The 26,722-nt window shown below is 39.1% G+C and carries 25 protein-coding genes and 3 pseudogenes; 6 read left to right on the top strand and 22 right to left on the bottom strand.

What is annotated here, in order from left to right; genetic code table 11:
• Positions 1–36: 36 nt before the first annotated feature.
• On the bottom strand, positions 37–594 hold the full coding sequence (locus FQT67_RS02020) for a LemA family protein (protein WP_003058947.1): 558 nt from the start codon (positions 592–594) through the stop codon (positions 37–39).
• Positions 595–746: 152 nt separating this feature from the next.
• Here FQT67_RS02020 and rsmG point away from each other — a divergent pair, with 152 nt between their 5' ends.
• The 3 genes from rsmG (at position 747) to ktrA (ending at position 3,604) form a co-directional block, all read left to right on the top strand.
• Positions 747–1,460 (top strand): 16S rRNA (guanine(527)-N(7))-methyltransferase RsmG, encoded by a 714-nt coding sequence (gene rsmG / locus FQT67_RS02015; RefSeq protein WP_003058986.1) that lies wholly within the window; start codon positions 747–749, stop codon positions 1,458–1,460.
• Between the two features lie 83 nt (positions 1,461–1,543).
• Positions 1,544–2,920: a potassium uptake transporter channel subunit KtrB gene (gene ktrB, locus FQT67_RS02010; protein ID WP_012766594.1), complete on the top strand. Its 1,377-nt coding sequence runs from the start codon at positions 1,544–1,546 to the stop codon at positions 2,918–2,920.
• A gap of 9 nt (positions 2,921–2,929) precedes the next feature.
• Positions 2,930–3,604, top strand: a complete 675-nt coding sequence (ktrA, locus tag FQT67_RS02005; RefSeq protein ID WP_002991064.1) for a potassium uptake transporter gating subunit KtrA — start codon at positions 2,930–2,932, stop codon at positions 3,602–3,604.
• Positions 3,605–3,661: 57 nt separating this feature from the next.
• On the opposite strand, the gene sstT is transcribed toward ktrA, so the two are convergent.
• On the bottom strand, positions 3,662–4,876 hold the full coding sequence (sstT, locus tag FQT67_RS02000) for a serine/threonine transporter SstT (protein WP_014612036.1): 1,215 nt from the start codon (positions 4,874–4,876) through the stop codon (positions 3,662–3,664).
• Positions 4,877–5,116: 240 nt separating this feature from the next.
• Between sstT and brnQ the strand changes: the two genes are divergently transcribed.
• On the top strand, positions 5,117–6,487 hold the full coding sequence (gene brnQ, locus FQT67_RS01995; protein ID WP_003058960.1) for a branched-chain amino acid transport system II carrier protein: 1,371 nt from the start codon (positions 5,117–5,119) through the stop codon (positions 6,485–6,487).
• 53 nt (positions 6,488–6,540) lie between these two features.
• Here brnQ and FQT67_RS01990 read toward each other — a convergent pair whose 3' ends face one another.
• The 20 genes and pseudogenes from FQT67_RS01990 to FQT67_RS01895 form a co-directional block, all read right to left on the bottom strand.
• Positions 6,541–7,233, bottom strand: coding sequence for a methionine ABC transporter permease (locus FQT67_RS01990; protein WP_046159297.1), 693 nt, complete (start codon positions 7,231–7,233; stop codon positions 6,541–6,543).
• On the bottom strand, positions 7,234–8,298 hold the full coding sequence (locus tag FQT67_RS01985) for a methionine ABC transporter ATP-binding protein (protein ID WP_014612035.1): 1,065 nt from the start codon (positions 8,296–8,298) through the stop codon (positions 7,234–7,236).
• Complete coding sequence (locus tag FQT67_RS01980) at positions 8,291–9,664, bottom strand: M20/M25/M40 family metallo-hydrolase (protein ID WP_046166073.1); 1,374 nt, start codon at positions 9,662–9,664, stop codon at positions 8,291–8,293. Before FQT67_RS01980 ends, FQT67_RS01985 begins: the two co-directional genes overlap by 8 nt.
• Before the next feature lie 74 nt (positions 9,665–9,738).
• Positions 9,739–10,584: a MetQ/NlpA family ABC transporter substrate-binding protein gene (locus FQT67_RS01975; RefSeq protein ID WP_012766590.1), complete on the bottom strand. Its 846-nt coding sequence runs from the start codon at positions 10,582–10,584 to the stop codon at positions 9,739–9,741.
• A 177-nt stretch (positions 10,585–10,761) separates the two neighbouring features.
• Positions 10,762–11,616, bottom strand: a pseudogene (locus tag FQT67_RS01970) (MetQ/NlpA family ABC transporter substrate-binding protein).
• A 153-nt stretch (positions 11,617–11,769) separates the two neighbouring features.
• Entirely contained in the window at positions 11,770–12,612 is an 843-nt protein-coding gene (locus FQT67_RS01965; RefSeq protein WP_003055743.1) for an amino acid ABC transporter substrate-binding protein, read from the bottom strand.
• A 206-nt stretch (positions 12,613–12,818) separates the two neighbouring features.
• On the bottom strand, positions 12,819–13,535 hold the full coding sequence (locus FQT67_RS01960) for a YebC/PmpR family DNA-binding transcriptional regulator (RefSeq protein WP_003049713.1): 717 nt from the start codon (positions 13,533–13,535) through the stop codon (positions 12,819–12,821).
• Between the two features lie 158 nt (positions 13,536–13,693).
• Positions 13,694–14,621, bottom strand: a pseudogene (gene bioB / locus FQT67_RS01955) (biotin synthase BioB).
• Between the two features lie 163 nt (positions 14,622–14,784).
• Positions 14,785–15,708 carry a Muscle M-line assembly protein unc-89 gene (locus FQT67_RS01950; protein WP_172601557.1) on the bottom strand — a complete coding sequence of 308 codons (924 nt, stop codon included), beginning with the start codon at positions 15,706–15,708 and terminating at the stop codon, positions 14,785–14,787.
• Positions 15,709–15,784: 76 nt separating this feature from the next.
• A complete protein-coding gene (locus FQT67_RS01945) occupies positions 15,785–17,206 on the bottom strand; it encodes a pneumococcal-type histidine triad protein (protein ID WP_046176995.1) in 1,422 nt (473 codons plus the stop codon).
• A gap of 610 nt (positions 17,207–17,816) precedes the next feature.
• On the bottom strand, positions 17,817–18,530 hold the full coding sequence (locus FQT67_RS01940; protein ID WP_046176996.1) for a MerR family transcriptional regulator: 714 nt from the start codon (positions 18,528–18,530) through the stop codon (positions 17,817–17,819).
• Between the two features lie 102 nt (positions 18,531–18,632).
• Positions 18,633–19,730 (bottom strand): nucleotidyltransferase, encoded by a 1,098-nt coding sequence (locus FQT67_RS01935; protein WP_003055741.1) that lies wholly within the window; start codon positions 19,728–19,730, stop codon positions 18,633–18,635.
• A 74-nt stretch (positions 19,731–19,804) separates the two neighbouring features.
• Positions 19,805–20,548, bottom strand: coding sequence for a class I SAM-dependent methyltransferase (locus FQT67_RS01930; protein ID WP_046176997.1), 744 nt, complete (start codon positions 20,546–20,548; stop codon positions 19,805–19,807).
• A gap of 47 nt (positions 20,549–20,595) precedes the next feature.
• Positions 20,596–20,949, bottom strand: coding sequence for a ribosome silencing factor (gene rsfS, locus FQT67_RS01925; protein ID WP_003049699.1), 354 nt, complete (start codon positions 20,947–20,949; stop codon positions 20,596–20,598).
• A 1-nt stretch (position 20,950) separates the two neighbouring features.
• A complete protein-coding gene (locus FQT67_RS01920) occupies positions 20,951–21,211 on the bottom strand; it encodes an isochorismatase family protein (protein ID WP_011528257.1) in 261 nt (86 codons plus the stop codon).
• The gene (yqeK, locus tag FQT67_RS01915) at positions 21,187–21,780 is read right to left on the bottom strand and encodes a bis(5'-nucleosyl)-tetraphosphatase (symmetrical) YqeK (protein ID WP_003061317.1); all 594 of its coding nucleotides are present in this window, start codon (positions 21,778–21,780) and stop codon (positions 21,187–21,189) included. Before yqeK ends, FQT67_RS01920 begins: the two co-directional genes overlap by 25 nt.
• Complete coding sequence (locus tag FQT67_RS01910; RefSeq protein WP_002991091.1) at positions 21,777–22,409, bottom strand: nicotinate-nucleotide adenylyltransferase; 633 nt, start codon at positions 22,407–22,409, stop codon at positions 21,777–21,779. Before FQT67_RS01910 ends, yqeK begins: the two co-directional genes overlap by 4 nt.
• A 68-nt stretch (positions 22,410–22,477) precedes the next feature.
• The gene (yhbY, locus tag FQT67_RS01905) at positions 22,478–22,786 is read right to left on the bottom strand and encodes a ribosome assembly RNA-binding protein YhbY (protein ID WP_003059820.1); all 309 of its coding nucleotides are present in this window, start codon (positions 22,784–22,786) and stop codon (positions 22,478–22,480) included.
• Positions 22,787–22,811: 25 nt separating this feature from the next.
• Entirely contained in the window at positions 22,812–23,930 is a 1,119-nt protein-coding gene (gene yqeH / locus FQT67_RS01900; protein WP_002985994.1) for a ribosome biogenesis GTPase YqeH, read from the bottom strand.
• Positions 23,930–24,457 carry a YqeG family HAD IIIA-type phosphatase gene (locus tag FQT67_RS01895; RefSeq protein ID WP_015057333.1) on the bottom strand — a complete coding sequence of 176 codons (528 nt, stop codon included), beginning with the start codon at positions 24,455–24,457 and terminating at the stop codon, positions 23,930–23,932. Before FQT67_RS01895 ends, yqeH begins: the two co-directional genes overlap by 1 nt.
• Before the next feature lie 201 nt (positions 24,458–24,658).
• On the opposite strand from FQT67_RS01895, the pseudogene FQT67_RS01890 reads away from it, so the two are divergent.
• Together FQT67_RS01890 and FQT67_RS01885 are read left to right on the top strand one after the other, a co-directional pair.
• Positions 24,659–25,540 (top strand): annotated as a pseudogene (locus FQT67_RS01890) (IS30 family transposase); the annotation flags it as partial.
• A gap of 69 nt (positions 25,541–25,609) precedes the next feature.
• Positions 25,610–26,715, top strand: a protein-coding gene (locus FQT67_RS01885; protein ID WP_115256753.1) for an IS3 family transposase whose coding sequence is annotated in 2 segments (ribosomal slippage) — positions 25,610–25,886 and positions 25,886–26,715 — 1,107 coding nt in all. Because the reading frame shifts where the segments join, the coding sequence is not laid out codon by codon here.
• Positions 26,716–26,722 lie beyond the last annotated feature (7 nt).

Below are 26,722 nucleotides of genomic sequence, written 5' to 3'. Positions count from 1 at the left end.
TCTCTTATGATTGCCTACTAGATGATAATTTCATATTTAAAAGTTAAATTCAACTTTTGGAACTTCTTTTTCAGCTTCAGGTGTTTGCAAGAATTCACTTGGTTTAAAGCCGAATAGTTTACCTGCGATGTTGCTTGGGAAAGATTCTAATTTCAAGTTATAATTAGAAGTTGTTGAATTGTATAGCTGACGAGAATATGAGATTTTATTTTCCGTATTAGTCAACTCTTCTTGCAATTTCAAAAAGTTTTCATTGGCTTTTAAGTCTGGGTAATTCTCAGCGACCGCGAATAAGTGGGTCACCTGTTTACTCAATTCATTAGAAGCTGCCATGGTTTCTTGAGGGGTTGAGGCATTAGCAACACGCGCACGCAAATCAGTGATTTTTTCAAATGTTTTTTGCTCGTAATTAGCATAACCTTTAACAGTCTCAATAAGATTTGGAATCAAGTCATTACGACGTTTCAACTGCACATCAATTTGACTCCAAGCTTCTTTGGTATGCATTCGAGATTTGACTAGGCTATTGTAACTTACCATCAACCATAGAGCAAGCAACCCTAAAACGACTAAGATAATCAAAACTGTTGGCATAGTATGCCTCCTTTAATCTTTGTATCTCAATTATAGCAATTTTCAAGTCAATAGCAAGTATTGAGGACCTATTTCTAATGATTTTTATGAGATTTTTTTATTCCTGTATTTTATGGTAAAATAATAGCAATAATCAAAGACAGAGGATACAAATGACACCCCAAGAATTTTACCACACCTTAGAGGAAGATGGTTTTCCTTTAACCATGAAACAAAAAGAGCAATTTGATACTTATTTCAAATTGCTAGTGGAGTGGAACAACAAGATTAATTTAACCGCCATCACGGAAGAAAACGACGTTTATCTCAAACATTTCTATGACTCTATCGCTCCTATCTTACAGGGTTTTTTAGCCAATGAACCGATTCGTTTATTAGATATTGGGGCAGGAGCTGGCTTTCCTAGCCTACCTATGAAGATTCTCTTTCCAAATCTCGAAGTTACTATCATCGACTCTCTCAATAAACGAATTGCTTTTCTAACGCATTTGGCAGAATCCTTAGCATTAGACAAGGTGCATTTTTTCCATGGTAGAGCAGAAGACTTTGGGCAGGACAAGGACTTCCGTGCACAATTTGATGTCGTCACCGCTAGAGCAGTCGCCCGGATGCAAGTTTTAGCTGAATTAACGATTCCTTTTCTAAAAATTGGCGGAAGACTGATTGCTTTAAAAGCACAAGCCGCTGACCAAGAATTAGAAGATGCCAAAACAGCTCTCTCCCTTCTCTTTGGTAAGGTAACGACTAACCATCATTATCAATTACCAAACGGGGATGCTCGCTATATCACCGTTGTTGAGAAAAAAAAGGAAACCCCAAATAAATACCCTCGCAAAGCAGGATTACCCAACAAGAAACCTTTATAAAGACTAGTTAAAAGCTAAGAGCAAACTTAGCTTTTTTAGCTTATTTTTGTTATCATAGTATGAGATATTATTATGGAGGAAACATGAAACGCTCATTTATCAAATCCTTATCGGTCACACAGCGTTTAACCTTTAGTTTTGCGATTGTGATTTTGATTGGGACTCTCTTGTTATCCATGCCTTTTACCCATTATCAAAACGGACCTGAAACTGTCTATCTTGACCATTTCTTTAATGTGGTTTCAATGGTATGTGTGACAGGACTATCCGTTGTTCCCGTTGCTGAGGTCTATAATGGCATCGGACAAACCATTACCATGATGCTCATGCAAATTGGCGGACTTGGTTTGGTCACTTTGATTGCTATGAGTACCTTTGCCTTGAAACGTAAAATGCGGCTGAGCGATCAAACTTTGCTCCAATCAGCCTTGAACCGTGGGGATAGTAAGGATTTAAAGCACTATCTTTTCTTCGCTTATAAAGTGACCTTTGGGCTTGAAGCAATCGCTGCGCTTGTCATTATGACGGACTTTATTCCTCGTTTTGGATGGAAAAATGGCATTTTTAACAGTATCTTTTTAGCCATCTCTGCCTTTTGTAATGCTGGCTTTGATAATTTGGGAAATTCTAGTCTCAAGGACTTTGTTTTGAATCCCACACTCAATCTTATTGTTACCTTCTTAATTATTTCAGGAGGTTTAGGGTTTGCTGTTTGGGTAGATCTTGGACTCGCTGTCAAAAAATTCTTTTTCGAGCGACCCCACTGCTATGGTGCAACCTTTCGTAAGTTATCCAATCAATCTAGATTAGTTATTCAAACAACTACTGTCATTCTGGTTCTTGGAACTTTCTTATCTTGGTTTTTAGAAAAGGACAACAGTAAAACCATTGCCAATTACAATCTATTTCAACAATTCATGGTTTCTTTCTTCCAAACAGTTACCATGAGGACTGCGGGTTTTGCAACAATTTCCTATAACGATACTCTGGCACCCACCAATATTCTTTATATGATTCAAATGGTTATCGGAGGTGCTCCTGGAGGGACTGCGGGTGGTATCAAAGTAACAACAGCTGCCATCACCTTTTTACTCTTCAAAGCAGAACTATCTGGACAATCAGAAGTCACCTTCCGAAATCGCATTATTGCTAATAAAACTATTAAGCAGACCATGACAGTGCTCATTTTCTTCTTTGCCGTCTTGATGACGGGCTATATCCTTTTGCTTAGTGTGGAGCCAAATATTGCTCCGATTCCCCTTTTATTCGAATCTATTTCAGCCATCGCCACTGTTGGTGTGTCCATGGATTTAACGCCACAACTATCAACAGCAGGACGTCTGATTATTATTGTCCTTATGTTTGTTGGCCGTGTTGGTCCAATCACTGTCCTCATTAGTTTAATTCAACGAAAAGAAAAAACCATTCAATATGCCACTACCGATATTCTAGTGGGTTAAGGAGAAAACATGTTAAAACGTAAAACTGTCGGTGTTCTTGGTCTTGGTATCTTTGGCCGTACTGTTGCTAGAGAATTAAGTAATTTCGATCAAGATGTTATTGCCATTGATATTCGAGAAAGCCATGTCAAAGAAGTTGCTGATTTAGTGACTAAGGCTGCTGTGGGAGACATTACTGACAAAGAATTTTTACTAGCTGTCGGGATTGAACATTGTGACACCGTAGTTATCGCTTCAGGAAATAACTTGGAATCCTCAGTTCTTGCTGTCATGCACTGTAAAAAATTGGGTGTTCCAACCATTATTGCCAAAGCTAAAAATAAAATTTTTGAAGAAGTTCTATATGGTATCGGAGCAACTAAAGTCATCACTCCTGAACGTGATTCCGGAAAACGTGTTGCTTCAAACCTTCTCAGACGACATATTGAAAGCATCATCTATTTGGAACATGGTATTTCGATGATTGAATTTGTCATTCCTAAAAGCTGGGAAGGACAATCTCTTTCCGAACTAGATGTTCGTCGTAAATATGAGCTAAATGTGATTGGCATGCGTCAAAAAGAAGTTAAAACCTTAGATACCAATGTCAAACCTTTCGAACCTTTAGAACCCAATACTATCATTGTAGCCATCGCTAATGACCACACGTTTGAAAAATTTGATTATCTTGGCTATCTTAAATAACAAAAACGATTCTTGGAGAACTCCAAGAATCGTTTTTAGATATTTTTGTTACCTTCATTAGGCTTGCTTACGTTTCCAAAAGGCATTTTCAGCAATAGCTGTGAAAAGGACATCGGTTGATGAATTGAGAGCTGTTTCGCATGAGTCTTGAATCACCCCAACAATAAAGCCAACACCAACAACCTGCATCGCAAGGTCATTTGAGATACCAAATAAACTACATGCTACTGGGATAAGGAGTAAGGATCCTCCTGCAACACCTGAAGCACCACAGGCAGATACTGCTGCAACAACACTCAATAAGAGAGCCGTTAGAAAATCAATTTGAATACCGAATGTGTGAACCGCTGCAAGTGTCAAAACATTAATCGTAATGGCTGCACCACCCATATTGATGGTTGCCCCAAGAGGGATTGACACCGAATAGGTATCTTTACTTAGCCCAAGATCTTCACAAAGTTGCATGTTAACTGGAATATTAGCTGCTGAACTTCTTGTGAAGAAAGCGGTGATACCTGATTCACGTAAACATCTTAACACCAAGGGATAAGGATTTTGTCTCATCACCACAAACCCAATGAGAGGGTTAATGACTAGAGCAATAAAAGCCATAGTGCCCACTAAAACAAGAATTAACAAGGCATAGTCAGATAAAATCCCAATGCCATTTTCTGAAATAGTCGCAAAAACTAGACTCATGATTCCGATTGGTGCCAAATTAATAATCCAAACCACAATTTGTGAGGTTACTTCTGCTGCTGTTTTGATAAGATGCTTTGTTTCTGTACTTGCTGCTTTTAAGGCTAGTCCAAAGACTAAAGCCCATGATAAAACACCAATATAATTAGCTGTCGCCAAGGCATTGATAGGATTATCAACCAGTTTTAGTAAGAGCGTTTGAAAGACTTCGGCCACCCCTTGAGGCGCTGAAAATTCAGTATTGACTGGCGTATTTAAAATCAAGGTCAGCGGGAATAAATAGGTCGTCAAAACAGCTACCAAAGCTGCTGCAAAAGTCCCAAATAAATAGAGAACAATGATTAGGGTCATATTGGTCTCTTTCCCTTTTTTCTGATGAGAAATAGCTTGAGAAACTAAAGCAAAAACAAGGAGAGGAGCAATAGCTTTTAGACCACCTACAAATAATTTCCCTAGAATGCTTAATCCCGTAAAATCAGGAACAAGAAGTCCTAAAATAACACCAATGACCACACCAATACCAATTTTTTTGATTAGGCTGACCCTAATCCATAGTTCACATACTTTTTTCATTCGTCACGTCCTTACTAAAGTTATAAAGTTACATGTTTTTTATAATAATATAATTCTAGCTATTCGTCAAATCGGGTGAGTCGGAGAGAAGAAAAGAGTGTCGCACGCTTCTTCTGCACTGATCTTCTATTGACGAGAAGACTAATCTTCGATATAATAGCTTCTGTTGTCATTTTAACATATATATCGTTAAAATTGTTAGAATCTTCAAATTAGTATTAATAGAAAGACTATTCATAAATGAAACAGAAAAATGTATATATTGTTATCGGGTTTATGTTATTTGCCCTCTTTTTCGGAGCTGCCAACCTCATTTATCCAGCATTTCTAGGCATCTACTCAGGTCATAACATTTTATGGTCCATTATTGGTTTTTGTTTAACCGGTGTTTCCTTGCCCCTCTTAGGAGTAATTGCTGTCGCTAAGTCTGGTTCAGATGATGTGGAAAGCTTAGCACGTCCTATTTCCAAATGGTACGCTATCTTTTATTCCTCTGTTCTATACCTCTCTATCGGGCCTTTCTTTGCCATCCCAAGAACAGGTGCTACTTCCTTTTCAGTAGGGATTGCACCGATTTTAGGAGATAATTTTACCAATAAAGCCATCTATGCTGTTCTTTTCTTTGGGCTATCTTATTTTCTGGCCATTAGACCTAGTAAATTGGCTGAAAACATCGGTAAATTCTTGACGCCAACCTTGTTAGTTGTGATTGCTATCTTGGTCATTGCTTCTTTTGTTCACTCAGCAGGTGATTATGGGAATGCCTTCAACGCAGGGATTGGGGTTAACAATGCTTTCAAAGACCTTCCTTTTATTGCAGGACTGATTCAAGGGTATGGGACTATGGATGCCTTGGCATCACTTGTTTTTGCCATTCTCGTCATTGAAGCGACCAAACAATTTGGAGCTAAAACTGACAAAGAAGTTACCAAAGTCACCCTTATCTCTGGAACCATTGCTATTTTCTTATTAGCTTTTGTCTATATCTTTGTTGGCCGTATTGGAGCGACCTCACAATCCCTGTTCCCTTTTATTGATGGCAGTTTTACCCTTGATGGTAGTCCTGTCAATGGTGGTCAAATCTTAAGTCATGCCTCTCGTTTCTATCTAGGTAGTATCGGGCAAGCATTTCTTGCTATTGTCATTTTTTTGGCCTGCCTAACCACCTCCACAGGATTAATCACCTCAAGTGCTGAATATTTCCATAAATTAGTTCCTGCTCTATCTCATATTGTCTGGTCAACTATTTTTACTCTGGTTTCTGCCTTCTTCTACTTTGGTGGTTTATCTGTTATCATCAACTGGTCGGCTCCTGTTTTATTCCTTTTATACCCATTAACAGTCGATTTAATTTTCCTTGTCTTGGCACAAAAATACTTTAACAATGATCCTATCGTTTATCGAACAACTATTGGACTCACTATTATTCCTGCTATTTTTGATGCCTTATCCACACTTTCTCAAATGACTGGTCTCTTCAACTTGCCAGAGCCAGTGACAACTTTCTTCCAAAAAACAGTTCCACTTGGACAATTTTCAATGGGATGGATTATCTTTGCCATTATTGGATTCCTACTCGGACTCATTCTAAGTAAAACGAAGAAAAGCTAATGACATCATCTAAACAACAACACCCTAAGTAAAAACTTAGGGTGTTGTTTCGTTTATTTATGACTAAACCGTCTGGTCAAGCTATCACCAATAAATTGGATAGCAAAAATAATCAAAAGGATAATAATAGTTGCAACCCAGGTCACATCATTATTAAAACGATTGTAACCGTAAGAAATGGCCACATTTCCTAGACCTCCAGCTCCGATAGCTCCCGCCATCGCTGTTTCACCAACCAAGGAAATCAAGGTTACAGTTGACACACGGATCAAGTCAGGGAGACCCTCGCTCAAATACACTTTGACAATATCCCAGAAGGTAGCTCCCGAAGCCTGTGCTGCTTCGATTACTCCTTTATCAAGTTCTGAAAAAACAACCTGTACTTGACGAGCAAAGAAAGGAAAAGTTGCAAAGGTCAATGGTACCAAGGCAGCAGTTGCTCCCAAAATGGTTCCCATAATCAGGTAAGTAAAGCTAGCTAAAATAGCAATTAAAATGATAAAGGGAATAGCACGGAAAATAGAAGTGATTTTATCAATAATCCAGCAAGCTAACTTGTTTTCAATCACACCACCAGGCCCCATTAGTACAAGTAATAAGCCCACAAACAGACCAATGGTCCCACCAACAATAAAAGGCACGATGGTCATGTATAAAGTGTTCCAAATAGCTAGTCCCCAACCTGCGTCACCTGACCAGCCAAGCTCATAAACATTTGGTAAATAGGTTTGAATTAACTGTATCATCTAGGCTCCTCTCTTCAATATGCTAACATCAACACCAGCTTCATGCAAAGCTTTTTCAGCCGCAGCAATATTCGCTGCATTACCTTCCAGTACAACAATCATTTCACCAACTGGGACATGATCTAAAATTTCAATGTTGCCATACAAAATATTAGCTGTCACTTCAAATTGACGGTAAATACTATTCAGCAAAGGCTCATCAGTAGACGTTCCTGCATATTTCAACTGAGCTAGAAGGGCATCTGCAGGTAAGTGTTTAACAATGTCTTGTTGGTTAATTTTTTCTAAAGCCTCATCAATCCCCGTTGCAGTGGTAATAAATTCCTGTGTCAATGCCTCTTTTGGATCTGAAAAGATATCGAGAACAGAACCTTCTTCAATTAACACACCATTCTGCATAACAGCAACACGATTACAAATATCCTTAACAATTTGCATTTCATGGGTGATCATGACAATGGTTAGGCCAAGTTTGCGGTTTAATTCCTGCAAGAGCGCCAAGATTTGTTTGGTGGTCTTTGGATCTAGTGCTGATGTGGCCTCATCTGAAATTAAAATTTTAGGATCATTGGCTAAAGCACGCGCAATAGCCACTCGTTGTTTTTGCCCACCCGATAACTGGGCAGGGTAGTTATCTGCTCTCTCTGATAAACCCACAAGTTCTAGCAGTTCGATAACTTTCTGTTCTTTCTCAGTCTTACTTAACGACGAATGGCGGAGAGCGAAGGCAACATTCTCTTTGGCTGTTTTTTGAGCCATTAAATTGAAATGTTGAAAAATCATGCCAATATCACGACGTTTTTGGCGAAGGGCCTCAGCTGACAATTGAATTTTCCCTTGGTCAAAGGTTACGTCTCCATCTACGGTGATTTTCCCATTTGTTGGTGCTTGTAGAAGATTAATCACACGCACAAGGGTTGACTTCCCAGCACCTGAATACCCAACAATGCCATAAATATCTCCCTGATTAATATGAACCGTGACATCTTTAACGGCCTCAATAACCCGTTTTTTTTGATGAAAAGTAATATCAATATGATCTAATTGAATAATCGCTTCATTCATAAGATTTTAATAACTCCTCTATTAGTACGATATGGCGACAGTAATCTGCGATAGCAATATTTTCATCGCCTGCATGATCCCGACTATTAGCATGACCCAACCCAAATGCTACAATTGGAACTCCAAGTGCTTCAAAGACAGTGTGCATAGGCCCTGTTCCAGCTGACGTTGGTAAAAGGGATAATCCTTTGGGGTAAAGGGGCTTCGCCACATCTATCACTTGTTGAATAGCTGGCGCAGACAAATCACTACGATAACTTTTTTCTCCCAACGTATAGGTCACATTGACCTTATCAAAACCTTTGTCCAACAAATGAGTTTGAATCTGCTCGAACACGATTTTGGGATCAAGTCCAGGCACTAGACGAACCTCCATCTTAGCGGAAGCCTGTGAAGGAATAATGGTTTTGACGCCCTGTCCCTGATAACCCGACTGTATTCCTTGAATACCTATGGACGGTTGGTAATAATAGGTTTTCAAAAAATCACGCCGTTCTGATTGTAACATAGGAAGCTCTAGTCCGTAAAGTTTTTTTAAATCATCCAACTGTTCGATAGCATAGATCTCAATCAAATCTAGTTCTCGCTTAGTTGGTTCTTGCACCTGCTCATAAATGGCTGGCACTAAAAGACGGCCATTCCTATCTCGCAAAGAAGCGATAGCTTCTAGCAAATACCAGGTTGCTGAATCAATTACCCCACCGTATTTAGAATGGATATCAAGCTTAGCACTCTCAACAGTCATATCAAAGGTTAAAATCCCTTTATTGCCGCCAGTTAATTCCAATTGGTCTTGTTCATTGCGAATACCTTGTTCCCAAATCAAGAGGTCTGCTTCCTGCAAGTTCCTTGCATACTTTTTCAGATATTTTTCTAAGTCTACTGAGGCAGATTCTTCTGCGCCTTCCATCATAAACACAATGGTAACAGGCAGAGTCTGTGCTTGAGAAAGGTATTTCACAAGAGCTGTTAACCTAGCAATAATATGCCCCTTATCATCATCTACGCCTCTTGCATACAAATGACCTTCTCGTTCTGTTAAGGTAAAGGGATCGCTAGACCATTTTTGGTCAGAATCAGCAGGTACCGTGTCATAGTGCTGATAAAAAATGACTGACTTGGCATCTGGCCGAGGGCTCTTAAAGGTAGCTAATACAAAAGGAGCCGCATAGGACTGATCCACAATAACTTGAGCTCCTGCAGCACTAAAAATCTCTTTTAAAAACTGAGCAGTTTCTTCAAGCCCTAGTTGTTGTGCAAAAATAGAGCGGTGAGCAATTAACTGACGCAGCACGACTAGATAATCTTTGGTTATAGGGTGCTCCCAACAATCTTTTAACTGTTCCTCTATTGTGGACATCTCCATACTTTTCCTCCTTAATGCAAGAAAGGGCGTGCTAGACACGCCTCTATCCTCCTGTTATAACAATTGTTAAAGCTTTACCATACGGGCACATCGACACCATTTGAAGTCTTATCAACTACCTTCTTCACGTCATCAGTTTGGTAAGCCTTGATGAGTTTTTTAATAGCATCAGCCTTCTCTGACTTTTCCCAATCTTTTTGACCTGCAATAATGTTAATCCACTGTTTTGAATTGTCATCTGCTTTTTCTTTGAAAAGAGAGGTTTTGTAGTCAATTTTTGCAGGAACAGCGTAACTATTATTGACAATAGCCGCATCAGCTGATACCAAGGCGCGTGCAGTTTGGCTAGCATCTAATTCTTTGATATCTAATTTCTTTTTGTTTTCTGAAATATTAGCAATGGTTGCTAATTGATCACCAGAAACATTCAATTTAATGAGACCAGCTGATTGCAACACATAAAGAGCACGGCTTTCATTGGTCGCATCATTTGGTACTGCAATTTGAGCACCATTTGGCAGATCAGCTACTGACTTGTATTTAGCTTTCCCATCTTGACTCGTTCCAGAGAAAAGGTTAATTGGACTGATGTAGGTATCAGCAATAGCCACCAAATGTTCCTTATTTTCCTTGTTCCAGTTGTTCAAGAAATTATAGTGTTGGAAGGCATTAATATCAACCTCACCATTGGCAACAGCCTTGTTAGGTTGGGAATAATCTGTGAATTCTTTGTACTTCAAGGTAATCTTGTCTTTTTTCAACAGTTCTTCGACTTTGTCCCATCTGGCTTGGTCTGATGATGTTTTTGTCATGACCCCAATCGTTAAGGTATTTTTATCATCTTGTTGTCCTGAACAAGCCACCAATACTGTTGATGCAAGAGCAATCCCAACTAATCCAATAACTTTTTTTAATGTCATTCATCTATCCTCAATTCATTTAATAACTGTGTCTATTCTATCTTATTCAGATATAGTTTTCAAATTGGAAATAGCTAGGATTATATATAGTTTAAAACTATATATTGATGTTTTAAAAAGCCCAAGCTTTTAAAAAAGCTTAGACTTTTTTAGAGGTTGAGAAACGCTCCTTTAGTCTTACTTGTCCCAAACCGGCAAATCAACGCCGTTGGATGTCTTGATAATAATCTTTTTGACCTCATCGGTTTGGTATGCCTTGACGAGGGCTTTAATGGCTTTAGCTTTAGGTGACTTTTCCCAACCTTTCTTTCCTGTTAAGATATTAAACCACTGCTTGGCATTTTCGTCCGCCTTTTCTTTATATAGTGATGACTTATAGTCTAATTTAGCAGGGACGGCATAGTTATTGTTGACAATAGCTGCATCAACCGATTTAAGTGCACGCGCTGTTTGACTGGCATCTAACTCTTTAATAGTAATGTCTTTTTTATTCTCCACAATATTAGCTTGACTGGCTAACTTGTCACTGGAAACATTTAAGGTAATCAACCCCGCACCCTGTAACACAAAGAGGGCACGGCTAGCATTTGTGGCATCATTTTGAATAGCAATTTGAGCTCCTTTTGGCAAATCATCTACTGACTGATATTTGGCTTTGCCAGCCTGATCTGTTCCAGAAAAGAGGTTAAGAGGACTAATATAAGTTTCAGCAATAGTAACCAGATTTCCCTTATTTTCTTTGTTCCAGTTATCTTGCTAATTATAAGTTTGGAAGGCATTGATATCTACTTCGCCAGAGGCGACAGCCTTATTGGGTTGCGAGTAATCCGCGAATTCTTTATAGACTAGTTTGATCCCATCTTTCTTCAAGGTCTCCTCAATTTTGTCCCAACGTGCCTCATCTGAAGCTGTTTTTGTCATTAAACCAACAGTGACGGTTTTAGCATCTTCTTTTTTACCAGAACAAGCTGTCAAAACTAACCCAGCGCAGGCAGTTACTCCTAAAATGGTTACAAATCGTTTTATTGTCATTTCCTAATTCCTTTCTGCTTTCTATGTGTTTTAGTTTAGCTCAAGTTGTTATAGTTTCAAATTGGCATTTTTTAGGAAAATCTATAGTTAAAAACTATAGATCAATTGACAAAAAAACCAGTCTTCTAGATGAATAACTGGTTAATAGCTGGTTTAGTTAGCTGTAGGAAGTTTCAACTCTTTATCTGATGGCACGTAATCACCGCCAAGGTGCTCTTTGGCAAGCTTGCTAAGAGTTCCGTCAGCAGTCAACTCTTTAATACGCTTGTTAACAAAGCTTTGCAATTTCTCTTGATCTTGACTAAAGATAAAATAAATAAATGGTTGCTCTGCTGAGGTGAGTTCAATTGTTTTGAGATTATCTAACCCTTGATTTTTAATAATGGCATTAACGGTTGGGGCATCAAAAATCTTGAAATCTGCCTTACCTTCACTCAAATTGGTTAACATTTGGGTAATGTTCTCATTGGTGAATTTTAGAGTAACCGGTTTGTCACTGTGTTCCTTATTAAAGGCTTCTAGCTGGGTAACACTGGTTGTTCCTTGAACGACTTGAGTAGAGTGCCCCTCAATATCATCATAAGATTTGATATCACTGTCTTTTGGAACAACTAAAACAGACGGTGTTGCACCGATTGGATAGGAAAAGAGGTACTTAGCTGAACGCTCTTTGGTAAAGGAAATGTTGTTACCACCCATCTGGTATTTTCCTGAGTCCAAACCTGTAAAGATAGAAGACCATTCTGTTTTCTTAAAGGACACCTTGTAATCATCCGATCCTTTAAAGACTGCTTTAGCCACCTCAATATCGTAACCAGTTAGTTGACCACCTTTTTCATAAGAAAAGGGAGCTGTTGTTCCAACCGTTGCAAATAAGACTTCTTTAGAACTCCCCTGATTTCCTGACTCAGCTGTTTTTGAGGACCCACAAGCTGCTAGCACAAGGGTTGATGCTAGAGTAATTGTTGCCATTCCTAAATATTGTTTTTTAATCATCCTATCTCTCCTTTTTGTTCTTGTGTCTAGTTTACCACTTTTAATTAGAGTTAACTAATAATTAATTCCTATCAAGCTGATACACTTTTGCTATTACCTTTTTTATGAATAAAGCAAACAACCTAACATCTTTTTAGCAACAGTTTCTTAGATAACGTTTCAAAAAGAGCCGAAATCCATTTCAGCTCTTCCTTTGCTTGTTTAGATTAAAAATCTGCAACGTTATGGTAAACTTTTTGAACATCATCGTCAGATTCCAAAGCGTCTACTAATTTTTCAAAAGTCGCAAGATCATCACCTTCAAGCGTTACTTCTGATTGAGGAATCATTTCAAGCTCTGTGACTTGGAATTCAGCAATACCTGATTCACGAAGAGCCAAGATAGCCTTGTGAAGATCTGTTGGAGCAGTGTAAACAGTGATTGTTCCTTCTTCTGCCTCAACATCATCAACTTCAACATCTGCTTCTAGTAACAGTTCAAAGATACTGTCAGCATCATCTCCTGCAAAAACGATAACCCCTTTTTTATCAAACATGTAAGATACTGAACCAGCAGCACCCATGTTACCTCCGTTTTTACCATAAGCTGTGCGGACATTGGCAGCCGTACGGTTAACATTTGACGTTAGGGTATCCACAATGATCATTGAACCATTTGGTCCAAAGCCTTCGTAGCGACCTTCAACGAAGGTTTCATCTGTATTACCTTTTGCTTTGTCAATAGCTTTATCGATAACGTGTTTTGGAACTTGTGCCTGTTTCGCACGATCAATAACAAATTTAAGGGCTGTGTTTAGCTCTGGATCTGGGTCACCTTGTTTGGCAGCCACATAAATTTCCACACCAAACTTAGCATAAACTTTTGAAGTTGCTCCATCTTTAGCCGTTTTCTTAGCAACAATATTTGCCCACTTACGTCCCATTTTAGTCTCCTCTTAATAACAATTTTAATAGTCTTCTTTTCAGTCGAAAGGAATCTTAACTCTCTTATTATAGCACTTTCAAAAAAGATAGTAAATTAAGAATTCCAAGGCAGGCAAGACACCGTAATAGGTTGTAACTAACAAGTCAATTGCTAGACCTAACAAACTCCCTCAACAGCTAAACCTAACTGATCAATCATCTTTTGATCATCTGAAATGTCTGCTCCCTTTTCAGTCAGGTAATTTCCTAAAAAGATCGAATCTACAATTAACAAGGCCATTTGTTGGAGTTCTCCCAGATGATATTCCCGACCTGCACTAACTCGTAACTCTGTTTCAGGAAATAATAAGCGGAGCATAACTAGGATTTTTAGGCATTTTGTTGGTGTTAGTTGGTGGTGCCCCTCTAATTTTGTCCCATCGATAGGCAGTAAAAAATTAACTGGAACAGAATAAGGTCCTAAAGCCTTTAGCTCAAAGGCCATATCTACCAATTGCTGGTCCGTTTCACCCATACCACAAATAAAACCTGAACAAGTGTCTACCCCTATTTCATTAAGCATTTCAAGAGTATCCACGCGGTCTTGATAGGTATGTGTCGTGGTAATCTTATCATAATTCTCACGAGGGGTATTAATGTTATGGTTCAATCGGTCAACCCCAGCCTCTTTTAAGAGTTGAATCTGTTCTTTAGTCACCAGACCAATAGAGAGACAAATTTCCATATCCATAGCGTGTTTGATTTCTTGAATCGCATCACATAAAAGGGCAATTTCTCTCGTTATAGGTCGTGTACCACTCAAAGCAATGCAAAAAATGCTTGATTTATTTTTTCTTAGCAATTAGAGCCTTACGAATAATCTCATCTTTTGGTAAAAGCCCATAGCGATTAATAGGCGCCTTGCTGTCTTTTGATTGGGCACAGTACCCACAATCTTCTGAACAAAGACCACTTTTGGCATTTAAAAGCGTGTTTAGCCTAATACGATTACCTGACTTCTCCTGCTTTACTAGGATAGCTTGGGCGTAGTATTGCCACCAATCTGCTCCACTTGTCAAAATAGCTAAAGCTTCTGTTTTATTCACTTTTAGTCTCCTTTTTATTGTTACCTAGGTTTATTATATAGGTTTACTTTTTAAAAAGGAAGAACTTTCAAGGAAAAACACAAAATAAACCTCGCTCAGAACGATTAATGTTCTGGCATAGGTTTCTTTTTAAAGATGTGTTAACATAACCATTTCTTAGGAGTTAAGGCAATAAGTCATCTCCGTCTTCTTCAGATACAGGAGGTAATGGCGGAGGTTCCCCAGATACTGGCTCATCATCCCCTAAGTGCCATTTGTTAGGTTTTTCCTGATCAGTTGATGGACTAATAGGAGTTGCATTTTGAGGTTCTTTATCAGCTTTTTCTGGACTATTAGTTTCTGATTTAGGTCCTACTGGTTTTTCAGCCTCTGCTTCCTTCCCTGGTTTAGCTCCATCTGTTTTTTCTGGAGTATCTTTCTCTTCAGCTTTTGTGAATTCATCCAACCAGTTGTCCTGAGATGGTTTTTTGTCCTTATCAGACACCTGTTCAACCACTATTTCCTTATAAACACCAGGCTGAACCTTGTCAGAGCCTTTTGAAAGGGCTAAATCGTGTCCTTTATAAACATAGCCTTTTTCAGGAATCACTGCTACATTTACCAAAGTTTTCGCAAATTCATCCCATGTTGTTCCTTGACGCACTACAAACGCTAATTGACTACTCTCCGTAGAATGTGTCCGCAATGTTGCGTGTTCACCTGCATCGATCACAATGGTCATATATTTTGATTCATCATAAGGATCTGTCACACTATTCGGGTGCAAACGTTTTGGATCATCAGTCTTAGTCGGATTCTTAGCATCACTTGGAACATATGCCCCAATAATTGGACGTTTTAGACCAAATTTAGCCAAGAAAATACTTGCCTCGACTTTATTATTGACAGCTGCTCCTTCCGGAAAATCTACTGATCCTCCCCAACGAATAAATTCGATATTATCATCATTTGGAACAGGTGTCGGGAAAATGAAACCACTATCTAGAACACTCTTCCATGTTAAATCATTACGGACTCGGAAACTAAAGCCTGCAAGTGAGTTACCTTTATAGTTTAATTTCCCATGATTTAGCGTTGTGAAATTCACGACGGAATAATCCCCAATATTCACATCTAAATCTTTAGGGTCTCCGGTAAAGAAAGCCTGGGTATTTTTATGTTTATCATGACGGAAGGGCTGCTGTAAGAACCAAATCTTTCTCTAGTTTACCATCTGTTGGCAACTGACTGGACCATTTTTTAAAGAAATACTGCTCCTTAGCTAGAGGAGTTGGTACCTCTATTTTCAAGTTGTTAATCGTTTGCCCTTTTTTGATGAGATAGGTAACAGCTTGAGTTTCTTGACTTCCAACACGAAGAGAGCCTGGCTGTTTGATGTAACCTTCTTGACCACCACTATCTTGCGCTAAGAAACTCAAGGTGTAAAAACTATTAATATCTAGAATTTGCTCTTTTAATTCTGGGTGAGTTTCTAAGAGTTTTTTCTTGTCTAAATCACGAGAACTATTGGTATTTGTGAAAATTGGTCCAATCACATCGTGTTTTTCCAATTCTGGCTTACCTGGAAGATTGTAATCAACAAAATCATAAATCTTATCCCCGTTACCGAATGGCTTAGAAGCATCAATGGGTTCCATGTGACTATGATCATCGTGCGGGTAGGTGAAAAGATTATTTTCCAAATCAATCTTGATTAATGGCAACAATTCTTCTTTTGAGCGCCCAGCATTGGTACGGAAAACACGTTCTATTTTGTCTAAAATAATCCGTTGTAACTTTGGATCAAGGTCTTTGGCCTGATTGACAAAATCTTCACCTGTCATCACCTGTCCTTTTTCAGATGTTTTAGGAGTTTCATCAGCTTCTCCATGATAATGTTTTTCAGCCTGCTGACGCTTGTCTTCTGGAATCAAATGTGCCCATTTGCTGTCCACTAATTGTGCATAAGGAACAAGATGAACATCTTCTTTACGACCATTATGAGCCACTAGCAGACCATCCGCTGTGTTTCCGATAATGTGCTTACCATCAAATAAGAAATCATCACTTGTTGCATAGTGAATTCCAGAAAATTCTTTCTTTCCTTCTGCATTAACCCTATAGGCCCCTAATGGATCCACATGGTTATGCTGAGAACCAATATTGTCATGGTGGTTACCATTCTCAGAACCATTTGATTGCTTGTTATCCTTATGATGAGCAGAAGAGCTATTTGTTGATGGTGATTGCTGAGGTCCTTGCTGGACTGTTGGACGAGCAGTCACTACCAAATCCTTTTTCCAGATATAGTGATAGTGATCTCCATGACGAACCGTATAGCCGTTAACATCTTCTGACACAATATCATTAGGATTAAAGACATAACCATCTGAAGCATGTGCATCCCCGTGATGACCTGTTGTGCTTGCTTTTGATGTTGCCGCTGAGGTCGTTTCTTGGCGCGAAGTATCTTTATAGCCTTTAGGAATTAAATAATCCCACTTACTTCCTTTTAAATCAGAATAGAAGAAAAAATGGCTATGACCATCATGTTTCACGATAATTCCTGTTGCCGTTTTACTTTCAGTTTGTGATTCATCTGTCAATAAAAAACCATCATCTGTTGGCTTATCAATCCCAGCAACGCCGGTTTTCTTATCATTTTTCTTACTCCTAACAGCACTTGTTTTCTTACTCTTTTTATGAGTGTGATGCTTTTTAGGTTCTGCTGCCTTATCTGTTTTGACCTGTGACTGACAAGCGGTAAACTTAGCTGGCAGGTCAAGACAAGCCCATTAAACATAATAAACGTTTTCTTGGTTTCATTGTTAATGATTATACTCCTTTAAAAAATCATATTCAAACTATTAACTAGTTAATTTTTTACTAGTTAAGTATATCGCTAAAACAAAGACTTGTCACTAGTTTATTAGGTAAATCTCAGGAATAGCAAGTTTTTCTTTCTTTTTTCTCACCTTAATTCCTGTTACTATTAAACATAAGAACAAACGGTATCATCTTTCCTCCTTAATTTTGACGACAATACTGCCTGCTTACATTAGGGAGCTTCCTCAAGTTCGTAGGAGTTCATAGAAACCCTCTTTTCAATGATTAGTCCCATTATGGCTAAACAAAAAACCAAAGGAGTATTAAGATGTCTCCTTTGGTAATGATGATCCATAGCAAGATTTTGCCTAACAAATAAAGAACCAGTTTTTAGGATTGACAATAGTGACTAATGGCACGACTAACAAAAGTAGCTGTCCCAATACCTACCATCTGATCTATTGTCTCTTTGAAACGCTGATCACTAACGTACATAAGCCCTAGACTTTCTAATATCTCCATTTCACAAGGATAAAGATTCTGGCTAATACAGTCTTGTAATTTGGCTACCTGTTTTTGAGCTGCCTGACTAGATACAGTTTGATCCTTGATATCTCCAAAGCCCCTAAAGATTTCTCGCATGTCTTGCCATAATTGCTCTGGCCTCATAGCAGTTTTAGTCGCATAAGCCACATAAGCATCTGTTTTTCCCCAACGTTCCTTCACCTCTTCTTCAAAGGCTTGAATATGAGAATGGTCGTAAGCCTTAAATCCCATTTGTTCTCCTCCTTCTTGTAAAGCCCTAGCATGCTGGATAAGTTCTTGCAAATGCTGTTGACGCATTTCCAGTAATCTAATCTGATCAGCAAGAGCTGCTCCTTGAACATAAGCCGGACTATACAGTAATGTTTTTATGGTCTTCAAAGGAAAGTCCAATTCGCGAAACAGTAGAATATCTTGAAGCTGTGCTAGCGCATAATCATCATAAAAGCGATAGCCATTATCCCCAACTAAAGTTGGTTTTAACAAATCAATCTCGTCATAATAATGCAAGGTACGCACACTCAGTCCAACTAACTGACTAACTTCTTTTACCGTCTTCAAACCACTTCCTCCTCAGCAAGGTGATACTGAGTTACTAGTATTCTCAGTCTCACCTTAACAAACAGTATAAGCTATGACCTAACGTGAGGGTCAAGAATGATTTTATTTTTCTGTTCGCATTATTGGCCAGCGTCCCCAAGTTTGTTCTGCCATAGCTGGATTGCCTAGCTGGTAAATCGCATCCGCTTGTTGGGTTAAAGCATCCCAAGGCTCTGATCCAATCCGAGAAACGATAGAGACACGTTGTTTGAGTGACTTCAGATGGACACGCCCCTTATCAGAGAATCCCAAAACATGTACTGCTTCAGGTAGTGAAGTTTCCATGGCATTGACCAAAATATAAGTCAGCACGCGCCGTACACGCGCCTTTGTATAACGTTTGGTCGCTACTTGATCAATCAGTTCGTCTATTGTCTCTACAGTCCGAATTGCTGCGCTGATTCTATTTGCCAACTCTTCATTAACCTGAACAATTTGTGTTAAGTCCGCATGAGTAAGAATTTGATAAGTCAACAATTGGAAATAGTTATCCCAAGAAACCTGTGGAGAAGTTAATAATAAGCTAGCGTCAGGAACAGACTTATCCACAAATGCTTTGTCCGAAAGGTGTTTACGAATAGCTGTGGCAGAAGCAAACTGATGTGACTTATTTTTAGAATGATAACCCGCACCTTGACGCTTAATTGGAGTCAGAGCAATGCCTTTACCTGCACAAGCCTTCGTATAAGCCAAGGCTAAAATATGATTAGGTTTGTCACCCGTAAACGATACGTCTGCAAATGCCTGCCACATATGTTGTGTTTTTTGTGGATAAGACAGATACTCTGGTAAGTCAGCCACATAGGCTGCCATCTGCTCTGCTTTTGCCTCATAAATAGTCGCCAAGCTTTGATAATCTAAATAGTCTTCTGTACCAAACATTAACTGATCAATGCCTAGTTTTTCCAAAATAGCCACAGCCCCTTGAGCAAAATAATCGGCAGATTGCACAGAAACCAGAAAAGGGAGCTCAACCACTAGGTCAGCTCCATTTGCTAATGCCATTTGAGCTCTTGTCCACTTATCCACAAGTGCTGGCTCTCCCCGTTGCATAAAATTACCAGACATGGCAACAACCGTTAAGCCCTGCGCTTGCTCCAAGAGGTATTTGTGCCCATTATGAAAAGGATTAAATTCCGCAATAATACCTGTAACCGTCATAAGATCCTCATCTTCTTGATTATTTACCGATTTAAAAGCCTGTCAATGACCAGTCTATGAAAACAGGTCTATCTTCACTTTTGCGCCACAAAAAACCAACGCTTGCTAGTCTCAGTCGGCTCCTTATCTTCAAAATCAGCATAGACCTTAAATGACTTGAACCCTGCTTGTTCCAACAAAATATCATAAGTCAATAACTCATACGTTCGTTCCTCATGCACTTCATCAAAGCGAGAAAAACGTCCATCGTCTTCTTGGATAAAGAAAGTGAGTTCGTGAACAACAGAGTGAGGAGCCTCGTCAGCATAGGTATCCCAAACCATTGCAAAATCATCTGCATTCTCATGATAGGAATAACCAGGGAAACACTCATCCGTTTGATAGGTTGAATGTACATCAAAAATAAAGATGCCATCATCCGCTAAAACATCATAGACTTCTTTAAAAACATCACCTACCTCAGGCTCATCTTGCATATAACAAATGGAATCCGAATAGCAAGTGACAAAATCAAACTGCCCCACCTGTGATAAATCCAGCATATTGCCTTGAATAAAATCAATTTTCTTTTTAGCAGACTGAGCCCGTTTTTCAGCAATAGTCAACATGTCTTGACTTAAGTCTAAACCAGTCACGTCAAAACCTGCTTGAGCAAAACGAACTGACTGAATACCAGTTCCACAGGCCAACTCTAACAAACGATTTCGACCCTTAGACTTTGGTAAATGTCGAAGTGAAAAATCTGTCCACAAGTCATATAAAGAGTCGTCCATCACGGCATCATAAACTGATGCAAATTTTTCATAATTATGTTCCATTATCATCCTCAAAAACCCTGTCGTATTGACAAGGTCTCTTTGTAACGTTAAGCTAAATAGGCATCTAGAGCCACAGCAGGCGCTTCATGCCACAATTTTTCAAGATTATAGTGGTAACGCTCATCCTCAGAAAAAATATGTACCACCACATCGGTCAAATCAAGCAAGACCCAGCCTGCTTGACTATCACCTTCAATATGGCTAGCATCTCCACCAGCCTCTTTTACCTTTTCCCGAATATTATCCGCAATAGCCTCTAATTGACGACTATTTGTTGCACTCGCAATCACAAAATAATCAGTCAAACTGGTTAAACCTTCTAAATCGAGGGCTAACATATCTTCAGCCCGCTTTTCATCTGCAGCCTTAACCACAATCTCTAATAATTCTTCTTTTTTCATTTTATTCCTCATTTAAAATCACATCTAAAGGCTCTACTCGAGCAAAATTACCATCCCACAAACTCTCATGGTAGTCAATCAGGAGTGAAGCCTGAATGTCCTCATCGTCAAAAGTTGTTGAACCATGTTCTATCACTGACACCTCATAGCCCAGTTCAAAAGCAACCCTCACTGTCATATCCATACAATAATTAGTGAGCATTCCTATCATTACCAAGTTATCAATGCCTTTTTCAATTACTTCTCCTTTAAATAACTGCAAAACGCATTATATGTGTCTAAGGTCTGTGGAAAGATAGGCTGCGCTTTTGAGGCTAAATAGGCGACAGTGTTCACTGTTTCATAGGCAACAGCCTTATCCAAATCAAGCTGCGCGATTTTTCTAGCGTCATCAACCAAAGGAAAGATGCGACCTTCTTCAATATAATCAGCAACGTATAAGATCTTATCCAGCAAGGTCATCTCAGCAGCACCAACTGTGTGAATTTCAATAGCTCGCAAAATCTCTTTATCTTGCAACCCTAGGTCTTCTTGAATCTTATAAATACCAACCATACCATGCCAGACATTATTATTCCATTTAGCTAATTCTGGAGATAATTGGTACTTGTCAATCAAGTCTAAAAAAACCTGGTCAGAGCATTCCTTGGCATAATCATGTAAAAGAGCTGCTAACCCTGCTTTGTCTGGGTTACAGCCATAACACTCTGCCAAGGATAAGGCTGCCTTTTCCACGCCAAGTACATGTTTAAACCGTTTAGGACTCATCTGCTCTGCAATTTTTGCTAACAGTTCGGTCCTGCTATAAGGAAGATAATCTTCATATGTCATTGATACAAACCTTCTTGAGTAATGTAGTCTAAAACCCGCTTAGGTAAGAGATAATTGGGCTGACGACCTTTTTTAATAAAATCTCTAATCATACTAGAAGAAATATCCATCAAAGGAAGATCTACCCAAATGACTGGGTAAGAGGTTCCAGCTTTATATTTTGGACGTTGAACCCCAACAAATTGAACGAGTTTGACCAATTCATCAATACGGTGCCACTTTGGCAAATAATCAACCATATCAGCTCCGATGATAAAATAAAAATCAACATCAGGATGCTGCTCAGTCAAATAAAGCATCGTATCATAGGTATAGCTGATTCCCTGACGTTCAAGTTCACAGGTTTCAATAGCTAGCCCTTCAACATCTTCAATAGCCAATTCCAACATGCGAAGACGATGCTTCTCATCAATAGTCTCTTTGGCATCCACATGCGGTGGTTTACATTCAGGCATCAACAGCACCTGATCTAATCCTAATTGCTGGCGAACTTGATCTGCAACCACAAGGTGTGCATTGTGAATAGGATTAAAATTCCCTCCTAAAATCCCAATCTGTTTGCGGTTGCTTTCTTTTTTTTCTTCCTCTAATTCCACCTTCGTAAAAGGCGTCAACAATTCTAATGCCATACTTTCTCCAAAATTCTCGCGACAATAGTCCTCGTCTCATAAGACCAGCCCCTATACAAATAAAAGGACTAAATTGCTTTAACTTTAGGGGACAACTTGCGGTTTTCTTTCTTAGCAGAAACCTTATAGAGAATCAAGATACGACCAATTTTCAAAACCGTATCACACCCAATTTCTTCTTCTAAAATCTCTGCAACTTCATGAATATCTTCATCAGTATTTTGCAACAAAGTGACCTTTATCAATTCTCTAGCATCCAAAGCTTGACGAATACTAGTCTTAATGTGGTCATTTAATCCATTTTTACCAATTTGTATAATCGGTTTTAAGCTATGAGCCTCAGATTTTAAGAAAGCTCTTTGTTTACTTGTAAGCATTTTTTTCCAACTTCTTTTTTTATTTTTAAATAATCGCTTTACGAACAATGACAGCGACGCCTTCAGGAGCCCATGCAGCAACTATTGCTTTTGAGTCTTTTTGACCATTAACACGAATCCATCCCAGACCAGAAAAAACAATATCCATTTTCTGATCAATTGTAAATTCATGACGAACTAATTTAGGAAATGCTGTCAACTCTTTCTTACCTGGCGGAGTTAACAAAGTTCCAACATGCTTATCATAAAAAGCATCTGCTCCAGCTAATTTTGTACGATGTAATTCTAGTTGATTGTCAAAAAAAGCTGTAAACCCTTGACGCTCCCCATTGATAAAGTCAAAGCGAGACAAACCACCTAAAAAGAGAGTTTGTTCTGGGTTTAATTGATACGTCTTAGGCTTGATTTCCTTCTTAGGACTCACTATTTTTAGCTCTTTAGGGGATAAATAATGAGCCATTTGATGACGATGAATAATACCTGGCGTATCAAATATGAAGCTACCGTCATCCAGTGGGATTTCAATTTTATCAAGGGTCGTTCCAGGGAAGCGGGACGTCGTAATCACATCTTTATCCCCTGTAATTTCTTGAATAATGGCATTAATTAAGGTCGATTTACCAACATTAGTGACCCCCACAACATAAACATCTCGACCATTACGTAACTCATTGATACGCTCAATCAAGTCTTTAATCGCATATTTATTTTGAGCGCTCGTTAACATAACGTCTAAAGGGCGAAGACCTTCTTCGTGTGCACGTTCCGTCAACCATTGAGTAACTTTACCATCCTTAACAGACTTTGGCAAAATATCTTTTTTATTCCCAACCAGTAAGACATCATTACCAGAAATAAAGCGAGATAGACCTGGAATAATAGAACCATTAAAGTCAAAAATATCAATCACATTAACCACAAGAGCATCACTATCACCCACTTCGTGAAGAAGTCTTAAAAATTCATCATCGGTAATATGGACATCTGTAATTTCATTATAATGCCTCAATCTAAAGCAGCGCTGACAATAGAGTTCTCCTGTTTCCATACCCTTTTTCAAAGCAGCAGCTGGCGTAAAACCAGCTTTTTCTTTGTCTTCAGTTTGAATCTGGATACCACAGCCTATACAAAATAATTCTTCCATTAAATTCCTTTTTGATATGATAATTTACCATATTTCTCTTCTAATTTTGCCATCACACGGCGTTCACGCCAGCGGTTAATTTTAGTATTCCAAGCATCAGAAGCAACAAGTGGTTTGACTAAAACTGATTTTATTCCAGCTCTATGACTAGCTCTGATATCAGTCATCAACTGATCACCAACCATAATCACTTCTTCACGATCAAAACCATAACGGTCAATCGCCTTATCAATACCATAAGCAAATGGCTTCATCGCACGACTAATAAAGTCAACACCAAATCGCGAAACGGCACGCTCAACTCGGGCATGATTATTATTTGACACTACTACAACACTAATGTCAGCAATTGTCATCTCATCCAGCCAAGCACGAACCTCTGGCGTGCCATCCGGATTATTCCAAGCAATCAAAGTATTATCCAAATCCACTAAAACAGCTGAAATTCCCTGACGCAACAAATCATTTGCCCTTAAATCATAAACAGCCTCTACCGTATAGGTCGGCCTATAATCATCGATACTCATGTCATCTCCAAAATAATTAGTACTTTCTATTTTACCATATTTCAATTCAAATAGCATTCAAAATCGCACTAAAATCATGGGAACTAACTCAAGCTCTCAAAGAAAACTTCTAAAATGAACTTAGCCACTTTTTAGGTATGAAAAAAGCACCTCTAAGAGGTATACTTGTAGTTCACCACAAACACAAGGAAACTCAAAAAGATGCAAGATTATTATACACCAAAAGGCAAACAATTGACAATCCATGAGCGTCGGCAAATTCAACGCTGGAAGCTGGAAGGTTGCTCTAATCGTGAAATTGCTCGCTTACTAGGTAAGGCCCCCCAGACCATTCATAATGAAATCAAGGGAGAATTGGTTAGGCAACAAGTTCGTAAAGGAAAGTTTGAAGCCGTTTATTCTGCTCAACATGCTCAGTTGGTCTATCAAGAAAATCGCAAGCGTTCTGTTAGACCCATTAGACAGCGTAAGCAAGATAGGGCGGCTATTGAACACTACATGCGTCAGAACTATTCCCCTGAGATGATAGTTAAAGCTAAGAGAGTTCAAGTCCCTGTATCTACCATCTATTACTGGATTCATCATGGGAAATTAAGTCTTGGTAAGGAGGCTATGCTTTATCCGAGAAAGGCTAAGCAGGCTAGAAAACATGCCAGTCCTTATTTTAAACCCGCAGGAAAGAGTATTGAACAACGCCCAGATAGCATTAACCAGCGTCTTGAAGCTGGGCATTATGAGATTGATACAGTCATTCTGACGAGGGCTAAAAATCAATGCTTACTCACCCTAACGGACAGGAAAACACGTCATCAGCTGATTCGATTAATACCGGATAAGTCTGCTCAAGCCGTCAATGAAGCTCTTACGGGGATTCTAAAAGACTACACCGTCAACTCTATCACAGCAGACAACGGGACAGAATTTTCTCGCTTATCAGATGTCTTTCCAGCAAGTGACATCTACTATGCCCATCCCTATGCGTCATGGGAGAGAGGCACTAACGAAAACCATAATCGCCTGATTCGCAGATGGCTCCCTAAAGGTACCAAAACAACGACCCCTAAAGAAGTCGCTGCTATTGAATGAATCGGTTACACTAAACTAGACAGAATTTATAAAGTGTTCTACACTAAAGAAAACAGGAGAACAGATATGTCTAGAAAAATACGTCGCCACTTCACCGATGATTTTAAGCAACAAATTGTTGACCTCCACAATGCTGGAATGAAACGAAGTGAGCTTATCAAAGAATATGAGTTAACGCCCTCAACCTTCGATAAGTGGGGCAGACAAGCCAAACTAACGGGTTCCTTCAAGTCTGTTGATAATATGACAGATGAACAACGGGAACTGATTCAACTCAGAAAACGCAATAAAGAACTCGAAATGCAATTAGATATCCTAAAGCAAGCGGCAGTGATTATGGCACGAAAAGACAAGTAATCACTGCAAACAAGGATAAATACAGCATTTCAGCTATGTGTCGTTGGCTGAACATCCCGCGCTCAAGTTACTACTACCAAGCTGTAGATCCTGTGTCAGAGGCTGATCTCGAGGATAAAATTACCTATATTTTCTTTGAGAGCAAGTCCAGATATGGGGCTAGAAAAATCAAGAAATGCTTAGAAAAGGACGGCATCATACTCTCTCGCCGTCGGATTCGTCGCATCATGGAGAGACTCCACTTGGTATCCGTTTATCAGAAAGCAGCCTTCAAACCGCATTCTAAAGGGAAGAACGAAGCTCCTATTCCAAACCGCCTAGACAGGCAATTCGACCAAGAAAGACCACTAGAAGCCCTGGTGACCGACTTGACTTACGTCCGTGTGGATAGGCGCTGGGCTTACGTTTGTCTCATCATTGACCTCTTTAATCGTCAAATCATAGGATTGTCCGTTGGCTGGCACAAGACTACGGAGCTCGTTAAACAAGCCATTCAAAGCATCCCTTATGCACTAACCAAGGTCAAGATGTTCCATTCTGATCGTGGCAAGGAGTTTGACAATCAGCTGATTGATGAGATGCTTGAAGCTTTTGGAATCACCCGTTCTCTCAGTCAGGCTGGTTGTCCCTATGACAATGCCGTCGCTGAGAGTACCTATCGTTCCTTCAAACTGGAGTTTATCAACCAAGAAACCTTTCAATCACTAGAAGAATTAGCTCTCAAAACGAAAGATTATGTCCACTGGTGGAACTATCATCGCATTCATGGTAGTCTTAACTACCAAACTCCCATGACCAAACGAATTATCGCTTAAAAAGCAC

Source organism: Streptococcus sp. NCTC 11567, assembly GCF_902141215.1.
GTDB classification, from domain to species: domain Bacteria; phylum Bacillota; class Bacilli; order Lactobacillales; family Streptococcaceae; genus Streptococcus; species Streptococcus dysgalactiae.
Note: the sequence above shows the minus strand (reverse complement) of the source record. Positions and strands in the feature narration are given on the sequence as shown.